Below are 19,207 nucleotides of genomic sequence, written 5' to 3' on the forward strand. Positions count from 1 at the left end.
CGGCGAACAAGCGGCCTTTTCCTTTCCCGGCGCGGCGGTTAGCGTGCGGCCATGTTCGGACTGGAGCCCTGGCAATTCGTGGCGGCCTTCGGGATCACCGCCTTCGCGGGCTTCGTGAAGGGGGCCCTGGGCTTTGCCATGCCCATGATCATGATGTCGGCCTTTGGCTCGATCATGCCGGCCGCCGTGGCGCTGCCGGCGATGATCCTGCCGACGCTGTTTACCAACATCCAGCAGGCGGTGCGCGACGGGCGGGAACCGGCCCTGGCCAGCGCCCGCAAGTTCCGTCTGCACATCGTGATGGTCTGCATCTTCATCTGCGTGTCGGCGGGGTTCGCGGTGCTGATCCCGCAATGGATCATGTACGGCCTGCTGGGCGTGCCGATCACGCTGTTCTCGCTGTGGCAGCTGTCGGGCCGCCCGCTGGTCCTGAACCTGCGCCACAGGCGGCGGGCCGAGGGCTGGTCGGGCGTCATCGGCGGGCTTTACGGCGGCATCTCGGGGATCTGGGGGCCGCCGCTGATCGTCTATCTGCTGTCCATCGGCACCGATAAAAAGGAACAGGTCCGCGTCCAGGGCGTGGTCTTTCTGATCGGGGCGGTGGTGCTGTTCGTGGCGCATCTGGTCTCGGGGCTGCTGAATGCGCAGACGCTGCCGCTGTCGGCGTTGCTGTGCATCCCGGCCTTTGGCGGAATGATGGCGGGGTTCGCGTTGCAGGACCGGCTGGACGTCGCGCAGTTCCGCCGCTGGACGCTGATCCTGCTGATCCTGACCGGGTTGAACCTGGTCCGCCGTGCCTTTGAACTCTGGAGCCTGTGATGGATGCCGCCGACCTGACCGCCCGCCTGATCCGCTGCCCCTCGGTCACCCCCGAGGAGGGCGGCGCGCTGGTCCTGCTGCAGGGCCTGCTGGAGGAGGCGGGGTTCGAGTGCCACCGCGTCGACCGCAACGGCACGTCGAACCTGTTCGCGCGGTGGGGCGCCAAGGGCGCGCGGGCCATCGGCTTCAACGGGCATACCGACGTGGTGCCGCCGGGTGATCCGGCGTCATGGACGCATCCGCCGTTTTCGGGGCATTGGGACGCCGACGACGTGATCTGGGGGCGCGGCGCGACCGACATGAAATCGGGCGTCGCGGCCTTTGTCTGCGCGGCGATCGACTTTGTCCGGGACACGCCCCCCGACGGCGCGGTGATCCTGACCATCACCGGTGATGAGGAAGGCCCGTCCCGCGACGGCACCATCGCGATCCTGGATTGGATGGCCGCCCAAGGCGAGGTCATGGAGGCCTGCATCGTGGGCGAGCCCTCGAACCCCGAGGTCATGGGCGAGATGATTAAGATCGGCCGCCGCGGATCGGCGACCTACACCATCGCCGCCAAGGGCCGTCAGGGTCACGCCGCCTATCCGCACAAGGCGCTGAACCCCTTGCATGCGCTGACCCGCTATCTGGCCGACCTGACCACTGAGCCGCTGGACGGGGGGACCGACCATTTCGACCCGTCCGGCCTGCAGGTCACCACGATCGACTGCGGCAACCCGGCGTCCAACGTCATCCCGGAACGCGCGACGGCGGTGGTCAACATCCGCTTCAACGACCTGCATACCGGCGCGGGGCTGCTGGACCGCCTGCGCGACCGGGCGGCGGCCGTCACCGCCGAAACCGGCGTGGCGCTGGAAATCGAGGCCCAGATCTCGGGCGAGGCCTTCCTGACCGCGCCCGGCCCCTTCGTCGACATGGTCCGCGGCGTGGTCCAGCAAGAGACCAATCGCCAGCCGGTGCTGTCGACCTCGGGCGGCACGTCGGACGCGCGCTTTGTCAAGGATCACTGCCCGGTGGTGGAATTCGGGCTGGTCGGTGCCCACATGCACCAGGTGGACGAACGCGTCCCCGCCCAGCAGGTCCGCCAGCTCAAGGTGATCTATCAACGCATCCTGGAAAGGTTCTTTGCATGACGATCGAGGAGACGACCGACCTGGCCGCCTGCCACGCGCTGCGCCGCACGGTCTTCATCGAGGAACAGGCGGTCCCCGAGGCCGACGAGATGGACGACCAGGACGCCCACGCCATCCACCTGCTGGCCCGCGACGATGGCCGCCCCGTGGCCACCGCCCGCCTGCTGATCAAGGATGACATCGGCAAGATCGGCCGCGTCTGCGTGCTGGCCAGCCATCGCGGCACGGGCCTTGGCGCGACCCTGATGCGGGCCGCGCTGGACGCGCTGGCCGCGCGCGGCGTCCGACAGGCGCGGCTTGGATCGCAGACCCATGCGATGGGTTTCTATGAAAAACTGGGTTTCGTCGCCGAGGGGCCGGTCTATGACGACGCCGGCATCCCGCATCGCGACATGGCCCTGAACCTGAAGTGACCCGATGACCCAGATTCCCAGCAAGGCCCAGATCCTCGAATGGGTGTCCGACAACCCGGACGCCAATTCCAAGCGCGACATCGCCAAGGCCTTCGGCATCAAGGGCGCCGCCCGGATCGAGCTGAAACGCCTGCTCAAGGAGCTGGAATCCGAGGGCCATCTGGAACGCCGCCGTCGCCACTATCTGGACGCCGAGGCGCTGCCTCCGGTCACCGTGTTGGAGCTGCTGGCCCCCGACGGCTCGGGCGACCTGTTCGCGCGGCCGCTGGAATGGTCGGGCACCGGGCCGATGCCGCGCATCCTCTATGCCCCCCTCAAGGCCGATCCGGCGCTGGAGCGGGGCGACCGCTTTCTGGGCCGCCTGATCCCGGTCGTGGGCGAGGATCACCAGTATCAGGCCCGCCTGATCCGCCGCATCACGGCGCAGGCGAACCGCATCACCGGCATCTTCCGCAAGGACAGCGAGGGCGGACGCATCCTGCCCATCGACAAGGGCCAGGACAAGGAATGGCGCGTCCGCGCCGACGCGACGCTGGATGCCCAGAACGGAGAGTTGGTCCAGGCCGAACAGATCGGCCCCCGCCACCGCATGGGCCTGCCGCAGGCCCGCGTGATCGAACGGCTTGGCGACCCCTCGGCCCCGCGCGCGGTCAGCCTGATCGCCATCCACCAGCACGGCATTCCCGACGAATTCCCCCAAAAGGCCATCGACGAGGCCGAGGCCGCGACGCCCGCGCCCCTCAAGGGCCGCGACGACCTGCGCCCGCTGCCGTTGGTGACCATCGACCCCTCGGATGCGCGCGACCACGACGACGCCGTCGCGGCCTTCGTGGAGGAGGATGGCGGCGCGACCATCTGGGTCGCCATCGCCGATGTCGCCCATTACGTCCGCCCCGGTTCCGCGCTGGACCGCGAGGCGTGGAATCGTGGCAACTCGACCTATTTCCCCGATCGCGTGGTGCCGATGCTGCCCGAGGCGCTGTCGGCGGACCTCTGTTCGCTGCACGAGGGCGTGGACCGCGCCGTCATCGCGGTCGAGATGCGCCTGGACGCACAGGGCAACAAGACCGGCCACCGCTTTCATCGCGGCGTGATGAACAGCCGCGCCAGCCTGGCCTATGAACAGGCCCAGGCCGGGGCGGACGGGCAACCCGACGCCCAGACCGAGCCGCTGATGGAGGAGGTCATCCGTCCGCTGTGGCATGCCTACGGCCTGCTGAAGGCGGCCCGCGAGCGCCGCCAGCCGCTGGAACTGGACCTGCCCGAACGCCGGATCGAGCTGACCCCCGAGGGCCGCGTCAAGGCCGTGGCCTTTCGCGAACGCCTGGACGCGCATCGCCTGATCGAGGAGTTCATGGTCCTGGCCAACGTGGCCGCCGCCGAGGAGCTGATCCGCCGCAAGCGCCCCCTGCTGTTCCGCGTTCACGAGGAACCCAGCCTGGACAAGATGGACGCGCTGCGCGAGGTGGCCCAGGCCTCGGGCTTTACGCTGGCCAAGGGGCAGGTGCTGCATACCAGCCACCTCAACCGCCTGCTTGCCCAGGCCGAGGGCAGCGATTTCGACGAACTGATCAACCTCAGCACGCTGCGGTCGATGACCCAGGCCTATTACCACCCGGAAAACTATGGCCATTTCGGCCTGTCACTGAAAAGCTACGCACATTTCACCTCGCCCATCCGCCGCTATGCGGATCTGGTCGCGCACCGCGCCCTGATCAGCGCGCATGGCTGGGGCAAGGACGGCCTGACCGATGACGCGCTGGAGCGTCTGCCCGAAACCGCGATCCATATCAGCGAAACCGAACGGCGCTCCATGGCCGCCGAACGCGACACGACCGACCGCTATCTGGCGGCCTTCCTGGCCGACCGCGTCGGCACCGAGATGTCGGGCCGCATCAGCGGCGTGCAGAAATTCGGCGCCTTCGTCAAGCTGGACGAGACCGGCGCCGACGGCCTGCTGCCCATCCGCGCCATCGGCCAGGAGTACTTCCACTTCGACCCCGACGCCCGCACCCTGGTCGGCAGCGACACCGGGCTGGAGATCGGCATCGGCCAACGCGTGCTGGTCCGCCTGGCCGAGGCGCTGCCCCTGACCGGCGGCCTGACCCTGGACCTGCTGGAACTGGAGGGCGCGACACTGCCGCGCGGCCCCGCCAAACCCCGCCGCGGCGGCCCCGGCCGCATGGCGGTCAAGTCCCGCCTGGCCGAGATCAAGCGCGCCACCAAACGCCGCCGCAAGAAATAACCCTTCTTCTTCAGGCAAATATCCCGGGGGGTGTGGGGGGCTGGCCCCCCACGGCGCCGTCAGATGACATACAGGATGCCGCCCACGACTGCGCCCACGACGACCAGGTGGATCACGCAGAACCCCATGATGTCGCGCGCCTTCAGCCCGGCAATGCCCAGCATCGGCAGCGCCCAGAACGGCTGCAGCAGGTTCGTCCAGGCATCGCCCCAGGCAACCCCCATCACCACCCTGGCCACATCCGCGCCAAGCGCCTCGGCCGCGGGCAGCATGACCGGCGCCTGCACCGCCCATTGCCCGCCCCCCGACGGCACAAAGATGTTCACGATCCCCGCCGCGATAAAGCTCCAGAAGGGCAGCGTCTCGGCGGTCGAGATCGACACGAACCACTCCGACAGGCTGGCCGCCAGGCCGCTCTGGACCATGATCGCCATGATCCCGGCATAGAACGGGAACTGGATCACGATGCCCGCGCCCCCGCGCACCGCCTCGTCCAGCGCGGCCAGCAGGCTGCGCGGCGTCCCGTGGCAGACGATGCCCAGGAACAGGAACAGGAAATTCACCACGTTCAGGTTCAGCGCCCCGCCGCCCAGGAAATGCAGCATCAGCCAGGCCAGCCCCGGAATGCCGATCAGATACATCAGCAGGGGACTGGTCTCCAACCATTCGGCGGGGGTGGGGGTGGCGGCACGGGGCGCGGGTTCGGGGTCGCGCAGCTTGTCCGGATCGATCAGCACCTGCTCATGCTCCAGCGGCAGCATCAGGCGGTTAACCAGCGGCACCGCGATCACCACCGCCAGAACGATCAGCAGGTTCCAGCCCGCAAAGATCGTGCCAGAGGTCGCGATGACCCCGATCTGGTCCTCGGTGAAATGCCCCGGTGTGGCCACGGTCAGCGGGATCGACCCCGACAGCCCGCCATGCCAGATCACGAAACCCGAATAGGCCGCCGCGACCAGCAGCCGATAGTCGACACGCACCAGCCGCGCGACCTCGCGCGCGAAGATCGCGCCCACGACCAGGCCAAAGCCCCAATTGATCCAGCTGGCCGCCAGCGACACCAGGCTGACCAGCACGATCGCCCCGCCGCGGCTGCGGGCCAGCCCCGCCAGCCGCCGCAGCACCCGCCGCACCGGCGGCGACGAGGCCAGGATGAACCCGGTCACCAGCACCAGCAGCATCTGCATGGCAAAGGACAGCAGCTCCCAGAACCCGTTTCCCCACATCCGCACCAGATCGACCGGATCGGTCCCTTGGGTCAGCATCGCCGCCGCCGCCGCCAGCAGCGTCAGCACGATGACAAAGATGAAGGCGTCGGGCAGCCATCGTTCCATCAGCCGCGTCGCGGGCCTGGCCAGAAATCTCAGCATCGGGTTCCTCCTCCATGTGCGGCGCTCAGGCTGCGACAGTGGGGAGGAAATCACAACCGCGCGTCAGCTCTCGCGGAAGGCGCGGTTGAAGTAATCGGTCAGCGGCTTCATCAGATAGGCCATCGGACTGCGGTCGCCGGTCTGGATATAGACCTCGACCGGCATGCCGGGCACCAGCGCCAGCCCGCCCAGCTTGTCCAGCTGATCGGGCGGGATCGAGACCTCGGCCCGGTAATAGGGTGTGCGCGTCGCCTCATCCATCAGCGCATCCGCCGAGATGCGGTCCAGCCGCCCGTCGATCTCGGGCGTGGTGCGCGACGAGAATGCCGAAAAGCGCAGCACGACCGGCTGGCCCAGCTGGATCTCGTCGATGTTGATCGTGGCGACACGCGCGCCGATCACCAGCGGCCGGTCCTGCGGGATGATATACAGCAGCGGATCGGCGGGCCGGATCACCGATCGCGGCGTGGTCACCTGCATGTTGTAGACGATGCCCGATACCGGCGCGCGGATCTCCAGCCGGTCCAGCTGTTCGATCAGGCTGCGACGGCGTTCGGCCAGCTCCAGCTGGCGATAGCCCAGGTCGCGCAGCTGCGTCTCGGCCTCCTCGCGGCGTTCGGCGGCCAGGCGCAGGCGCTGGATCTCCAGCTGGGTCTGGCGGATCGCGGCCGAGGCGCGGGCCGCCTGCAGCGATCCCAGCTCTCCGTCCATGCGCGCCGCCTCGCGTTCCAGCGCCAGGACGCGGCTGGCCTGCGCCAGCCCCCGCGCAAGCAGGGTCTGCTGATCGGTCAGCTCGCGGCCGATCAGGTCGCGCTGGCGGGCCAGGGCTGCGATCTGCGCGTCGATGCCGTCCACCTCGGAATCGATCTGACCCGATTGCTGGGCCAGCTGGTCCAGCGACTGGCGCAGCGTGTCCAGCCGCGTCAGGAACAGGCTGGACTGCCCCTCGATCAGCTCTGCCAGGGCGGGGTCGTGGGTGGCGGCGGTCAGCAGTTCGTCGGCGAACCCGATCTGGGGCGCGTCGGCGCGCTCGGCCTCCAGGCGGCCGCGGCGGGCCAGAATTTCGAAATATTGACCCTCGACGATGGTGTGCTCGGTGCGCAGCAGCGTGCCGTCCAGCGACAGCAGCAGCTCGCCCGCGGCGACCTGCGCGCCCTCGGACACGGCGATCTGCTGGACCACGCCGCCATCGGGATGCTGCACGATCTGGCGGTTGCTCTCGACCTCGACCTGGCCGCTGGCGACCACGGCGCCGGAAATGCGCGTGGTCGTGGCCCACAGCGCAAAGCCCCCGACCAGCACCACCACGCCGATGATGCCCGCGATGATCGGGCCGCGCACGGGCCAGCGGCCGTCGCCGGACGGGGGCCGGGTCATGCGACACCCCCGGCCTGGCCCGCGCTTTGCGCCTGCCTGATCTGCGCCGAATTCTGCACCATCTGTTCCAGCACCTGGTCGCGGGGGCCCAGGGCGCGGCGCATGCCGCCCTCCAGCACCAGCAGGGTGTCGCATTCGCTGATCGCGGCGGGGCGGTGGGCCATGATGATGACCGCGCCGCCCTGCGCCTTGAGCCGCCGGATCGCCTGGTTCAGCGCCTCCGACCCCTGGTTGTCCAGGTTGGAGTTCGGCTCGTCCAGGACCAGCAGCACGGGGTCGGGATACAAGGCGCGCGCCAGCCCGATCCGCTGGATCTGGCCGCCCGACAAGCGCCCGGCCGTCTGGCTGATGCGCGTGTCATAGCCCTGCGGCAGGTCCAGGATCATCTGATGCGCCGCCGCCGCGCGGGCGGCCTGCACCACGCGATCCGGGTCGGGGCTGGTCGACAGACGCGCGATGTTTTCCGCGATCGTGCCGTCGAACAGGGTGACCTGCTGGGGCAGATAGCCGATCAGGGCGCCCAGCACGTCGGGGTGGTACTGATCCAGCGTCGCCCCGCCAAGCCGGATCGAGCCCCCGCCCACCGGCCAGGCGCCGATCAGCGCGCGGGCCAGCGTGGATTTGCCCGCCCCCGACGGGCCGATGACGCCCAGGGCGGTGCCCGGCGCCACGCCGAAGCTGACAGCGCGCAGCGTCGCCTGCCCCTCTCCGGGCGGGGCGACGGTCAGGTTGCGCACCTCCAGCCGGGCCTCGGGGCGGGGCAGGGCGGTGCGCGGCGCATCGGCCGGCTGGCGCGACAGCAGGCCCGCCAGCCGCGCCCAGCCATCCTGGGCTGCCTGCACGGCGGGCCAGCCGGCCACCAGCTGATCGACCGGCGCCAGCGCGCGGCCCATGACGATCGAACTGGCGATCATCGCGCCCGGTGTCAGCTCCTGGCGCAGGACCAGCCAGGCGCCCGCGGCCAGCATCGCGCTTTGCAGGAACAGCCGGAAGGTGCGCGAAAAGACGGTAAAGCCTGCGGTCACGTCGGCGGCGCGGACGGTGTTGTCCTGCGCCTCGGATCGCGCCACGCGCCACCGCGCGAAGGTCGCCCCCCGCATGCCAAGCGCGCCGATCACCTCGCCCTCGTCGCGATAGAGGTCGGACATGCGCTGCGCCTGGCCCCCGGCCTGCACGGACCCCTGCAGGGGCGCCCGCGTCAGCACGCGGTTCAGGATCGTCGTGGCCACCAGAATCGCCCCGCCCACGGTCGCCACGATCCCCAGCACCGGGTGGAACACGAAGATCGCCGCCAGAAACAGCGGCGCCCAGGGCAGGTCAAAAAAGGCCAGCATCACCGGCGACCCGATCAGCCGCTGCACTGCGTCCAGATCGCGCATGCCCCCGGCGGCGGACCCGGCCTCGTCCCCGCGCAGCGCGCCCTCGCGCAGTGCGGCGTCAAAGACCCGACCCTCCATCCGGTCCTGGAACCGCGCGGCGACGCGCCCCATGACGCGGCTGCGGATCAGGTCGATCACCCCCATCAGCAGGAACAGGAACACGACCAGCACGAACAGCGCGGCCAGGGTCTCGACGCTGCGCGAGGCCAGCACGCGGTCATAGACCTGCAGCATGAACATCGGCCCGGTCAGCATCAGCAGGTTCACCACCGCCGAAAAAACGCCCACCGCCATGAATAACGGCCAGCCCGTTGCGCGGGCCTGGCGCAGTTCCTTGGCGCCATCGCCGGGCGCGGCACCCCTTGCCATGCGTCATGTCCCTTGATGCCGCCCGCAAGGCGGGGGTTGTCTCACTGTTGTCGCGACCATATCACCGCGCCAGACTTATGCCAGCCCGCCTCGATCCTTGCACAGAAAGGTTAGGATTTCCTTGACCGTCCCCCATCGCCGCCCCGTCCTGTCCGCCCTGCTGGCCTGCGCGCTGGTCGCCGGGTGCAGCCCGGCCTCCGCGCCTCAGGACCCCCCTGCGCAGGGCATCGCCATCAACGACCCGTTCGAGGCGCAGAACCGCCGCGTCCACGCCTTCAACAAGGGGCTGGATGCGCGCGTGATCGCCCCCGTGGCCAACCGCCTGCGGGGCAGCGGCGAGCGCGCGCCGCGCGACCCGGATGCGCCCATCGGCCCGCTGCAGATGGTGATCAATGCCGGGCGCAACCTGTCGCTGCCGGTGAAATCGGTGAACGGGCTGCTGCAGGGGCGCCCGCGCGATGCGGGTGCCAACCTGACGCGTTTTGCGGTCAACAGCACGGTGGGTCTGGGCGGTATCTTCGACCCGGCCACCGACAGCTTTGGCCTGTCCGAACGCGATACCGATTTCGGAGAGACCCTGGCGGTCTGGGGCGTCCCCGAGGGCCCCTATCTGGAGCTGCCGGTCCTGGGCCCCTCGACACAGCGCGACGCGGTGGGGCAGGTGGTCGATCTGCTGATCGATCCGCTGTATCATCTGCTGGACGGGCGCGAGGCGGGGGCGGTCTTCGCGCTGCGGGTGGCGTCAAAAGCCGGTGATCGGGCGCGCTTCGGCGATACCGTGGATGGCATTCTGCGGGGCAGTGCGGATAGCTATGCGCAGACACGGCTGATCTGGCTGATGAACCGACGCCACGACCTGGGAGAATCCGGTGACGACTATGACCCCTATGACGATGCGCACGTCCTGGACCCCTATGAGGACTGACCGGCGCGGCTTTCTGGGCCTGATCGCCTGCGTGGGCGTGGCGGCGGTGCTGCCCTGGCGCCCGGCTTATGCGCTGGACGCCAATGGCGCGCATGCCCTGATCGACCGGTCGCTGGAGGAGGTGTATCAGGTCATCAACTCGGGCCAGCCCGCTGCCCAGATGTATCAGCAGTTCGAGGCGATCTTTGCCCGCTATGCCGATGTGGACGTGATCGCGCGCTCGGCCCTGGGGCCTGCGGCGCGTCAGGCCGATGCGGCCGAGTTCGCCGCCTATCGCCAGGCGTTCCAGGGCTATGTCGGGCGCAAGTACGGGGCGCGGTTCCGCGAGTTCATCGGCTCGCGCATCGAGGTAACGGGCGCGCGGCCGCTGAAGAGCTTTTTCGCAGTGACCTCGGTCGCGCATCTGAACGGGCGCGCGCCGATGGAGGTGGAGTGGCATGTCTCGAACCGCTCGGGGCAGGATCTGTATTTCAACATCATCATCGAGGGCGTGAACATGCTGGCCAGCGAACGTGCCGAGATCGGCGCCATGCTGGCGCGCGAACGCGGTAGCATGCCCGCCCTGACCGCCGCCTTGCAGCAGGCGGGCTGAGCGGGCCGCGACCGTCACCCCCAGGCCATAAAAAGCCCCGCCACGAGCGATCGTGGCGGGGCTTTTCCTTGCTGGCGCTGAGGGACGGTCAGTTCCCGCCCAGGATTCCCTGCAGCGCGCGGGACAGCGCATCGTCCGAATCGGCGCCCACGCTGCTGCCCGGCGTCACGGGCGGGCCGCCCGCCCCATCGCCGGGGCCACCGATGACGCGGCCGCTGCTCTGCGCCTCGACGCTGTTCATCACCCCGGCAAGCGCCGCCGCCAGCGGGTCGTCCGCCGATCCGCTGGTCACCACCTGCGGCGTCGATCCCCCCGAGGACATGATGATCCCGCTGCCATCCGGCGACACGGTCGACAGTGGCAGTTCCGGTAGGCCGTCATGGATCTCGGACATCACGGCCTGCCAGATCTCGGCGGGCAGGCCGCCGCCGGTGACGCCGGACAGCGGCGTGTTGTCGTCATAGCCCATCCAGACGCCGGTCACGTATTGCTCGGTAAAGCCCACGAACCAGGCGTCGCGATAGCTGCTGGTGGTGCCGGTCTTGCCCGCGACCGGGCGCGAGCCCAACTGGGCTCGCGTGCCGGTCCCCGAACTGATGACCTGCTGCATCATGTAGATCAGCTGGCCCGCCGCGCGCTGGCTGATGACGCGTTCGCCGAAACCGCCGGTCTGGCCCATCAGCGGGCGGTCGTCGCCCTGCATCGTGACCTCGACCACGCCATAGGGCGCGACCGAGGTGCCGCCGTTGCGGATGCCCGCATAGGCGCCGGTCAGCTCCAGCAGCGTGGCCTCGGACGCGCCCAGGCCCAAGGACGGGCTGGTGGTCAGGTTGCTGACGATGCCGAAATCGCGCGCGACGCGGATCACCTGGTCGCGGCCCACGACCTCCTGCAGGCGGATGGTCGAGGTGTTCAGCGACTGCGCCAGCGACTGCGTCAGCGTGACCATGCCGCGATAGTTGCGGGTATAGTTCTGGGGCGACCAGTTGCGCCCGCCGGGAATGCGGATGGTCAGTGGCCCGTCCTCGACCCGGTCGCCCGGCGAATAGCCCGCCTCCAGTGCCGCGCCATAGACGAAGGGTTTGAAGCTGGAGCCGGTCTGCCGCTTGGCTTGGGTCGCGCGGTTGAACACGCCGTTCACGCGCGTGTCGCGCCCGCCGATCATGGCGCGCACCGCGCCATCCGCCGACATCACCACCACCGCCGCCTCGGAGGCAGAGCCGTCGCGGACCTTTTCGTCGAACACCCGCTGCAATGCGCGTTCGGCGGCGCGCTGAATGCGCTGGTCAAAGGTCGTGGTGATGGTCACGTCCTCGGTGGTCTCGCTGGTCAGGAAGCCGGGGCCCGATTCCATCAGCCAATCCGCGAAATAGCCGCCCGCCCGCGCGGTCGCGGCCTGCGACAGGGTGGCGGGGTTGGCGCGGGCCTGGGTCAGTTCCTGATCGGTCAGATAGCCTTCCTCATGCATCAGGCCCAGCACGACGCTGGCGCGGTTCTGCGCCCGCTCCAGGCTGGCGGTGGGGGCGAATCGGCTTGGCGCGGGCAGCAGGCCCGCCAGCATGGCGGCCTCGGGGGTGCTGACCTGGCTAGCCGGCTTGTTGAAATAGACCTGGGATGCGGCCTCGAAACCCCGCGCGCCGCCGCCCAGATAGGAGCGGTTCATGTAAATGCTGAGGATCTCGTCCTTGGAATACTTGGCCTCCATGGCAAAGGCGAAGGGGATCTCCTTGATCTTGCGCCACACCCCGCCCGAGCGGCATTCGGCCTCGAACTCGGCCTCGTTGGCGAATTGCGTCGGATCAAAGGTGTCGCCCAGGCACAAGAGCTTGGCGACCTGCTGCGTGATGGTGGACCCGCCATTCCCCTCCAGCGGGCCGCGGCCCGCGGCCAGGTTGATGCGGATGGCGCTGGCGATGCCGCGCGGGCTGACGCCCAGGTGGCGATAGAACCGCCGGTCCTCGGCCGAGATCACCGCCTCGCGCAGGACCGGGGCGATCTGGCTGCTGTCGACCGCGCCATAGGTCTCTCCGCGCCAGGCAAAGACGCGCCCGTCGCGGTCCAGCATGGTGACGCTGCCGCGCGCGCGGCCGTCGAACAGATCCTCTGCCTCGGGCAGGCCGACATAGAAATAGGCGCTGGCCGCACCGATGATCAGCGCGACCACCATGCCAAGCCGCCAGACCGATCCCCAGACGATTCGCCAGATCAGCGTGACGAAACCCGCGATCCAGCCCAGGATGCCGCCGCGCCGCGGTCTGCGATGCCGCTTGACCTTGCGGGTCGCGCGCGGGGTCGGCTCGGGGGCCTTGCGCTTGTCGGCAATAGGGCTCTTGCCCGAGCGGGGCGGGGTGCCGGAGGGTCGTTTCATGCGTCGGATGCCTGCGTGACTGCGATGCCGGTTGGTCCGGCCCGATTGACGGGCAGCCTACAGCAAGATGGCCGCAAGGGGAATTGGGCTGACCAATCCGTGATGGGCGCAGAGCGATGCGGCGCTGATCCGGCATCGGGCAGGGTGCCCAACGAAGGGGCATCCTGCCCGATGCCCGAACAGGTGCTGCGTAAACAGAAGGCGGTGCCGCCCATTTCCGCCTGTTCCATGGGCAGTTCAGGATTCCGGCACCCGGTCGGGGCGGCGCACCTTTGCCGACGGGACGGAATTGCAGATGAAAGTGTCGACAGGCAGCCGGACCGGCGGCTGCGGCACCAAGCGAGGTTACAGGACATGAACAAGACCCTCCCGCTCATCGCGAGCCTTGGCGCGCTGGCGGCCTTCCCCGCCACAGCCCAGGAGGCCGCGGCGCCCGTGGAGGCGGCGGTCGCCGTCAGCGCGGATGTCGCTTACATCTTCAACACGCTGCTGTTCCTGATCGGCGGTTTCCTGGTCATGTGGATGGCCGCGGGCTTTGCCATGCTGGAGGCGGGCCTGGTCCGCTCCAAGAACGTGACCACGCAGCTGTTCAAGAACATCTCGCTCTTTGCCATTGCGGGCATCATGTACTGGCTGATCGGCTATAACCTGATGTATCCGGGCGACTGGACCGTCGCCGGCTGGATCGGAGAGATCTTCAGCCCGAAATCCATCGATCCCGTCGCGGGCGCCGTCGCGGGCGACGACTATTCCGCCGGATCGGACTTCTTCTTCCAGCTGATGTTCTGCGCGACCACCGCGTCCATCGTGTCGGGCACCCTCGCCGAGCGGGTCAAGCTGTGGCCCTTCCTGATCTTCACCGTCGTTCTGACCGGCCTGATCTATCCCATCGAAGCCAGCTGGCAGTGGGGCGGCGGCTGGCTGTCGGAAATCGGCTTCTCGGACTTCGCAGGCTCGACCCTGGTCCATGCGGCGGGTGGTTTCGCGGCGCTGGCCGGTGCCATCGTGCTGGGCGCACGGACCGGCAAGTACCGCGCCGACGGCCGCCAGCAGCCCATGCCGGGTTCGAACCTGGCGCTGGCCACCCTAGGCACGTTCATCCTGTGGCTGGGCTGGTTCGGGTTCAACGGCGCCTCGCAACTGGCCATCGGCTCCATCAATGACGCGGCCGATGTCAGCCGGATCTTCGTGAACACCAACATGGCGGCCTCGGGCGGCGCGGTCGCGGCGATCATCGTGACGCAGCTTCTGTACGGCAAGATCGACCTGACCATGGTGCTGAACGGCGCGCTGGCCGGCCTGGTGTCGATCACGGCAGAGCCGCTGACGCCCACCATCTTCGCTTCGATCCTGATCGGCGGCACGGGCGGCGCGATCGCGGTCTTTGTGGTCCCGCTGCTGGACCGGCTGAAGATCGACGACGTGGTCGGCGCCATCCCGGTGCACCTGGTCGCGGGCATCTGGGGCACGATGATCGTCCCGGCCACCAACCCCGATACCAGCTATGTCACGCAGGCCATCGGCGTGCTGTCCATCGGCGCCTTCGTCTTCCTGCTCAGCTTGGCGGTCTGGACCATCCTCAAGGTCACCATGGGCATCCGCGTCAGCAAGGAAGCCGAGATCAGCGGTCTGGACATCAGCGAGATGGGCATGGAGGCCTATCCCGACTTCGTGCAGGCCAAGTAACACCGGTCTCTTCCCGGAGAGGGGGCGGGTCGCGCAAGCGGCTCGCCCCTTCCGCGTTCGGGAAAGCCGTTTGCGGTCAAGCCTGTGCACAGGCTGTGCACATCCTGTGCACGCGCCATGACCGGTCAATAAGGGGGTGTTTCAGGCGACGCGGCTGACCACGAAATCGGCCAGGTCCGACAGCATGTCGCGGATCGGATGGGCGGGCAGCACCTGCAGCGCGGTCCGCGCGCGGGCGGCATGGGCCAGCGCATCGGCGCGGGCGGCCTCCATCGCGCCGTGACGCGCCAGCAGGGCCAGCGCCTGGTCCAGATCGCCCTCGCGCTGGTCGCCCGCCTCGATGGTGCGCGTCCAGAAGACGCGCTCCTCCGGGGTGGCCTTGGCGATGGCCTTGATCACAGGCAGGGTCAGCTTGCGCTCGCGGAAGTCGTCGCCGACGTTCTTGCCGATGGTCTCGGTCGCGCCGCCGTAATCCAGCAGGTCGTCGACGATCTGAAAGCTGATGCCCAGGGCGTCGCCGTAATCGAACAGCGCCTGCACCTGATCGTCAGGGGCACCGGCGATGACGCCGCCCACTTCGGTCGCGGCGGAAAACAGCGCCGCCGTCTTGCCACGAACCACCTGAAGATAGACGCTTTCATCCGTCGCCAGATCCTGCGCGGCGGTCAGCTGCAGCACCTCGCCCTCGGCGATGGTGGCGCTGGCATTGGCGAGAATTTCCAGCGTGCGCAGGTTGCCGGGTTCGACCATCAGCTGAAAGCTGCGGGCGAACAGATAGTCGCCGACCAGCACGCTGGACTTGTTGTCCCACAGCAGATTGGCCGTGGGCCTGCCGCGCCGTTGGCGGCTTTCGTCCACGACATCGTCATGCAGCAGCGTGGCGGTGTGGATGAACTCGACCGTCGCGGCCAGATGGATGTGCCACGGCCCCGCATAGCCCAGCAGCCGCGCGGCCGCCAAGGTCAGCATCGGGCGCAGGCGCTTACCGCCGGCCTCGATCAGATGGGCGGTCACCTCGGGGATGCGGGGGGCATGACGGCTGGCCATGCGGTCGCGGATCAGCGCGTTGACCGCCGCCATGTCGTCGGTCAGGGCCTCGGTCAGCCGGTCCAGCGGTTTGCGGACGTTGTCCTGCACAGTCATAGCATACCCCGTGTCTGCGCCCCACGCATTGCCACGGCATCGACAAATGCGCAACCGCCGCTTAACGTCCCGGCCATGAAAGAGCTTTTCCGCAGCAACGATCCCGTCCGCATGTCCGCCGCCACCAGCCTGCTGGAATCGGAGGGGATCATGACATTCCCCATGGATCAGCACATGAGCGTGCTGGAGGGGTCCATCGGCATCCTGCCCGCGCGGCTGATGGTCGCGGATCGCGACGAATTCATGGCCCGCGCCATCCTGCGCGACAACGGGCTGGATGACTGACACCCGCATCGACGGATTTCTGGACGGGCGGCTGCGGATCAGTCAGCCCGCGCGCGGCTATCGCGCGGGCGCGGATGCGGTGATGCTGGCCGCCGCCTGTCCTGCGCGGCCGGGGCAGGCGGTGCTGGAGCTGGGCTGCGGGGCGGGGGTGGCCAGCCTGTGCCTGGGCTGGCGGGTGCCGGGCCTTGCGATCACCGGGCTGGAGCGGCAGGCCGATTACGCCGACCTGGCGCGGGCCAACGCGGCGGCGAACGGCGTGGCCCTGAATGTGCTGACCGGCGATCTGGCGGCCCCGCCCGAGGCGCTGCGGGGCGCGATGTTCGACTTGGTGATGATGAACCCGCCCTATTTCCTGGGCGGCACGCCCGCGCCCGACGCGGGCCGCGCGACCGCCCGGTCGGAGCAGACCCCGCTGGCCGCCTGGATCGACGCGGGCCTCAGGCGCTTGGCGCCGGGGGGGTGGCTGACGGTGATCCAGCGTGCCGACCGGCTGGACGGGGTCATGGCCGCACTGTGGGGCAGGGCGGGGGCCGTGACGGTGCTGCCCGTGGCCGCCCGCGCGGGGGTGCCTGCCGGGCGCGTGCTGGTCGCGGCACGCAAGGGCGCGCGCAGCCCGCTGCGCCTTCTGGCGCCGCTGATCACCCATGCCGCGCCCCGCCACGACCGCGACGCCGAGGATCTGACCCCGCTGGCTGCCCGCGTGTTGCGCGGGGGCGCGCCGATCGACATGGGAATTGCGAAAGTCTCGTGACAGAATCGAAAAACCGTGGTGCATTGGAGTTGTTCGAGACAACTACAGAGGAGTACGCGATGACGGTTGCTTCCCATGTCGAGGAGCTTCGCAAGAAGCATCAGAACCTGTCGGTTGCTGTGGAGAGGGCGCAGAGGAGCCCCGGTGCCAGCGACCTCGAAATCACCGAGATGAAGCGCAAGAAACTTCGCCTCAAGGAGCAGATCAGCCGCCTTGGCCACTGACCCGTCGATGAACGGCGACTCCACCAAAAAGGCCCGCGCGGATCGCGCGGGCCTTGCCTGTTTCGCAAGCGTCAGACGAAGTACTGGCCGCCATTCGCGCTGATCGTCGACCCGGTGATGAAACCGGCATCGTCCGCGGCCAAGAACACCACGGCGCGCGCGATCTCCTCGGGTTCGCCAAGGCGGCCGACGGGGATCTGCGGGATGATGCGCTCGTTCAGCACCTTTTCGTCGATGGCGCGCACCATCTCGGTTCCGATATAGCCGGGGCAGATCGCGTTGACGGTGATGCCCGCGCGTGCCCCCTCCTGGGCCAGCGCCTTGGTGAATCCCAGATCGCCTGCCTTGGCGGCGGAATAGTTGGCCTGACCGGCCTGACCCTTCTGCCCGTTGATCGAGCTGATGTTGACCACGCGGCCGAACTTGGCGTTGCGCATGCTGTTCCAGACGCCGTGGGTCATGTTGAAGACCCCGGTCAGGTTGGTGTCGATGACCTCTTTCCACTGCTGCGGGGTCATCTTGTGGAACATCGCGTCGCGGGTGATGCCCGCGTTGTTGACCAGCACGGCGACGGGGCCCAGCTCGGCCTCCACCTGCTTGATGCCTTCGGCGCAGGCGTCGTAATCGGCGACCGACCATTTGTAGGTCTTGATGCCGGTTTCCTCGGTAAAGGCGCGCGCGGCGTCGTCATTGCCGGCGTAATTGGTCGCGACGGTATAGCCCGCATCCTTCAGCGCCTTCGAGATGGCGGCGCCGATTCCCCGTGATCCCCCGGTGACAAGTGCGACTTTGGACATGTTTCCCCCTCCTACTTTGGTACTTGAAATATTGCTAATCAATGGCGTTCCCGCGCGCAAGATCATTGCGCGCGGGAAGTGGCGTCAGCGCTCCAGGCACATGGCAACGCCCATGCCGCCGCCGATGCACAATGTGGCGAGGCCCTTCTTCGCGTCGCGGCGGCGCATCTCGAACAGCAGCGTGTTCAGCACCCGCGCGCCCGAAGCGCCGATCGGGTGACCGATGGCGATGGCGCCACCGTTCACGTTCACGATGGACGGGTCCCACCCCATGTCATTGTTCACCGCGCAAGCCTGGGCGGCAAAGGCCTCGTTCGCCTCGACCAGATCCAGGTCGCCGACCGACCAGCCGGCCTTCTCCAGCGCCTTGCGGCTGGCCGGGATCGGGCCGGTGCCCATGATCGCGGGGTCCAGACCGGCGGTCGCATAGCTGGCGATGCGGGCAAGGGGCGTCAGGCCGCGGCGCGCGGCCTCGTCCTCGGTCATCACCATGACCGCGGCCGCGCCATCGTTCAGGCCCGATGCATTGGCCGCGGTGACCGATCCGTCCTTGGCAAAGGCGGGGCGCAGCTTCTGCATCGCCTCGATGGTCGCGCCGTGGCGAATGTATTCGTCCTTGTCCACGACCGTGTCGCCCTTGCGGGTCTTGACGGTATAGCCGACGATCTCGTCGTCGAAACGGCCTTCCTTCTGGGCGGCCTCGGCCTTGTTCTGTGAGGCCAGCGCGAATTCGTCCTGCTGGTCGCGGCTGATCTGCCACTTGTTCGCGACGTTCTCGGCCGTCTGGCCCATGTGATAGTTGTTGAACGCGTCCCACAGCCCATCGCGGATCATCGTGTCGATGAACTGCATGTCGCCCATCTTCTGACCGGCACGGAGATAGGCGGCATGTGCGGACAGCGACATGCTTTCCTGGCCACCGGCCAGCACGACGCGGGCATCGCCCAGGATCACCTGCTGGGCGGCCAGCGCCACGGCGCGCAGACCCGAGCCGCAGACCTGGTTGATGCCCCAGGCCGAGGATTCCTGCGGAAGGCCGGCCTTGATATGGGCCTGACGGGCGGGGTTCTGCCCTTGGGCTGCGGTCAGGACCTGGCCCAGGATCGTCTCGTCGACCTCGGCGGGGTCGATGCCGGCGCGCCGGACGACCTCGGCCAGGACGGCCGCGCCCAGATCGTGCGCAGGAACATTAGCAAAGGCCCCCAGAAAACTCCCGACCGGGGTACGGGCGGCGGAAACGATTACGGCTTTGGTCACGACAGACTCCTTCCCATCATTGCCGGACGAACCGGCCTGCGGTCAGGATGCTGTTTCGTCACCCAAGGTCA

The 19,207-nt window shown here is 68.5% G+C and carries 17 protein-coding genes; 10 read left to right on the forward strand and 7 right to left on the reverse strand.

What is annotated here, in order from left to right:
* The first annotated feature begins 51 nt into the window (after positions 1–51).
* The 4 genes from ABS73_RS08690 to rnr are packed head-to-tail and all read left to right on the forward strand — an operon-like array spanning position 52 to position 4,613.
* Positions 52–819, forward strand: a complete 768-nt coding sequence (locus ABS73_RS08690) for a sulfite exporter TauE/SafE family protein (protein WP_277024492.1) — start codon at positions 52–54, stop codon at positions 817–819.
* On the forward strand, positions 819–1,955 hold the full coding sequence (gene dapE, locus ABS73_RS08695; protein WP_277024490.1) for a succinyl-diaminopimelate desuccinylase: 1,137 nt from the start codon (positions 819–821) through the stop codon (positions 1,953–1,955). The genes ABS73_RS08690 and dapE overlap by 1 nt, the downstream gene beginning before the upstream one ends.
* The gene (locus tag ABS73_RS08700; protein ID WP_136855308.1) at positions 1,952–2,368 is read left to right on the forward strand and encodes a GNAT family N-acetyltransferase; all 417 of its coding nucleotides are present in this window, start codon (positions 1,952–1,954) and stop codon (positions 2,366–2,368) included. Before dapE ends, ABS73_RS08700 begins: the two co-directional genes overlap by 4 nt.
* Before the next feature lie 4 nt (positions 2,369–2,372).
* Positions 2,373–4,613, forward strand: a complete 2,241-nt coding sequence (gene rnr / locus ABS73_RS08705) for a ribonuclease R (RefSeq protein ID WP_277024486.1) — start codon at positions 2,373–2,375, stop codon at positions 4,611–4,613.
* A gap of 59 nt (positions 4,614–4,672) precedes the next feature.
* On the opposite strand, the gene ABS73_RS08710 is transcribed toward rnr, so the two are convergent.
* The 3 genes from ABS73_RS08710 to ABS73_RS08720 form a co-directional block, all read right to left on the reverse strand.
* On the reverse strand, positions 4,673–5,983 hold the full coding sequence (locus ABS73_RS08710) for a short-chain fatty acid transporter (protein ID WP_277024483.1): 1,311 nt from the start codon (positions 5,981–5,983) through the stop codon (positions 4,673–4,675).
* Positions 5,984–6,046: 63 nt separating this feature from the next.
* The gene (locus tag ABS73_RS08715; protein WP_277024479.1) at positions 6,047–7,360 is read right to left on the reverse strand and encodes an HlyD family type I secretion periplasmic adaptor subunit; all 1,314 of its coding nucleotides are present in this window, start codon (positions 7,358–7,360) and stop codon (positions 6,047–6,049) included.
* Positions 7,357–9,108: a type I secretion system permease/ATPase gene (locus ABS73_RS08720; RefSeq protein WP_277024477.1), complete on the reverse strand. Its 1,752-nt coding sequence runs from the start codon at positions 9,106–9,108 to the stop codon at positions 7,357–7,359. The genes ABS73_RS08715 and ABS73_RS08720 overlap by 4 nt, the downstream gene beginning before the upstream one ends.
* 121 nt (positions 9,109–9,229) lie before the next feature.
* Between ABS73_RS08720 and ABS73_RS08725 the strand changes: the two genes are divergently transcribed.
* Both ABS73_RS08725 and ABS73_RS08730 read left to right on the forward strand, forming a co-directional pair.
* On the forward strand, positions 9,230–10,033 hold the full coding sequence (locus tag ABS73_RS08725) for an MlaA family lipoprotein (protein WP_277024474.1): 804 nt from the start codon (positions 9,230–9,232) through the stop codon (positions 10,031–10,033).
* Positions 10,023–10,625, forward strand: a complete 603-nt coding sequence (locus ABS73_RS08730; RefSeq protein ID WP_277024471.1) for an MlaC/ttg2D family ABC transporter substrate-binding protein — start codon at positions 10,023–10,025, stop codon at positions 10,623–10,625. Before ABS73_RS08725 ends, ABS73_RS08730 begins: the two co-directional genes overlap by 11 nt.
* 88 nt (positions 10,626–10,713) lie before the next feature.
* Here the strand turns inward: ABS73_RS08730 and ABS73_RS08735 are convergent, their stop codons facing one another.
* On the reverse strand, positions 10,714–12,993 hold the full coding sequence (locus tag ABS73_RS08735) for a transglycosylase domain-containing protein (protein ID WP_277024470.1): 2,280 nt from the start codon (positions 12,991–12,993) through the stop codon (positions 10,714–10,716).
* Between the two features lie 354 nt (positions 12,994–13,347).
* On the opposite strand from ABS73_RS08735, the gene ABS73_RS08740 reads away from it, so the two are divergent.
* Complete coding sequence (locus ABS73_RS08740) at positions 13,348–14,679, forward strand: ammonium transporter AmtB (RefSeq protein ID WP_277024468.1); 1,332 nt, start codon at positions 13,348–13,350, stop codon at positions 14,677–14,679.
* Between the two features lie 141 nt (positions 14,680–14,820).
* On the opposite strand, the gene ABS73_RS08745 is transcribed toward ABS73_RS08740, so the two are convergent.
* Positions 14,821–15,822, reverse strand: coding sequence for a polyprenyl synthetase family protein (locus ABS73_RS08745; RefSeq protein WP_277024467.1), 1,002 nt, complete (start codon positions 15,820–15,822; stop codon positions 14,821–14,823).
* Between the two features lie 75 nt (positions 15,823–15,897).
* Here ABS73_RS08745 and ABS73_RS08750 point away from each other — a divergent pair, with 75 nt between their 5' ends.
* The 3 genes from ABS73_RS08750 to ABS73_RS08760 are packed head-to-tail and all read left to right on the forward strand — an operon-like array spanning position 15,898 to position 17,082.
* Positions 15,898–16,107, forward strand: coding sequence for a putative signal transducing protein (locus ABS73_RS08750; RefSeq protein WP_136855317.1), 210 nt, complete (start codon positions 15,898–15,900; stop codon positions 16,105–16,107).
* On the forward strand, positions 16,100–16,858 hold the full coding sequence (locus ABS73_RS08755) for a tRNA1(Val) (adenine(37)-N6)-methyltransferase (RefSeq protein WP_277024464.1): 759 nt from the start codon (positions 16,100–16,102) through the stop codon (positions 16,856–16,858). The genes ABS73_RS08750 and ABS73_RS08755 overlap by 8 nt, the downstream gene beginning before the upstream one ends.
* Before the next feature lie 59 nt (positions 16,859–16,917).
* The gene (locus ABS73_RS08760) at positions 16,918–17,082 is read left to right on the forward strand and encodes a YdcH family protein (protein ID WP_136855319.1); all 165 of its coding nucleotides are present in this window, start codon (positions 16,918–16,920) and stop codon (positions 17,080–17,082) included.
* Positions 17,083–17,153: 71 nt separating this feature from the next.
* On the opposite strand, the gene phbB is transcribed toward ABS73_RS08760, so the two are convergent.
* Both phbB and ABS73_RS08770 read right to left on the reverse strand, forming a co-directional pair.
* Positions 17,154–17,879 carry an acetoacetyl-CoA reductase gene (phbB, locus tag ABS73_RS08765; RefSeq protein ID WP_277024460.1) on the reverse strand — a complete coding sequence of 242 codons (726 nt, stop codon included), beginning with the start codon at positions 17,877–17,879 and terminating at the stop codon, positions 17,154–17,156.
* A gap of 84 nt (positions 17,880–17,963) precedes the next feature.
* Positions 17,964–19,136 carry an acetyl-CoA C-acetyltransferase gene (locus tag ABS73_RS08770; protein WP_277024457.1) on the reverse strand — a complete coding sequence of 391 codons (1,173 nt, stop codon included), beginning with the start codon at positions 19,134–19,136 and terminating at the stop codon, positions 17,964–17,966.
* Positions 19,137–19,207: the final 71 nt, after the last annotated feature.

It is taken from the genome of Paracoccus sp. SCN 68-21 (assembly GCF_001724535.1).
Taxonomy (GTDB): domain Bacteria; phylum Pseudomonadota; class Alphaproteobacteria; order Rhodobacterales; family Rhodobacteraceae; genus Paracoccus; species Paracoccus hibiscisoli.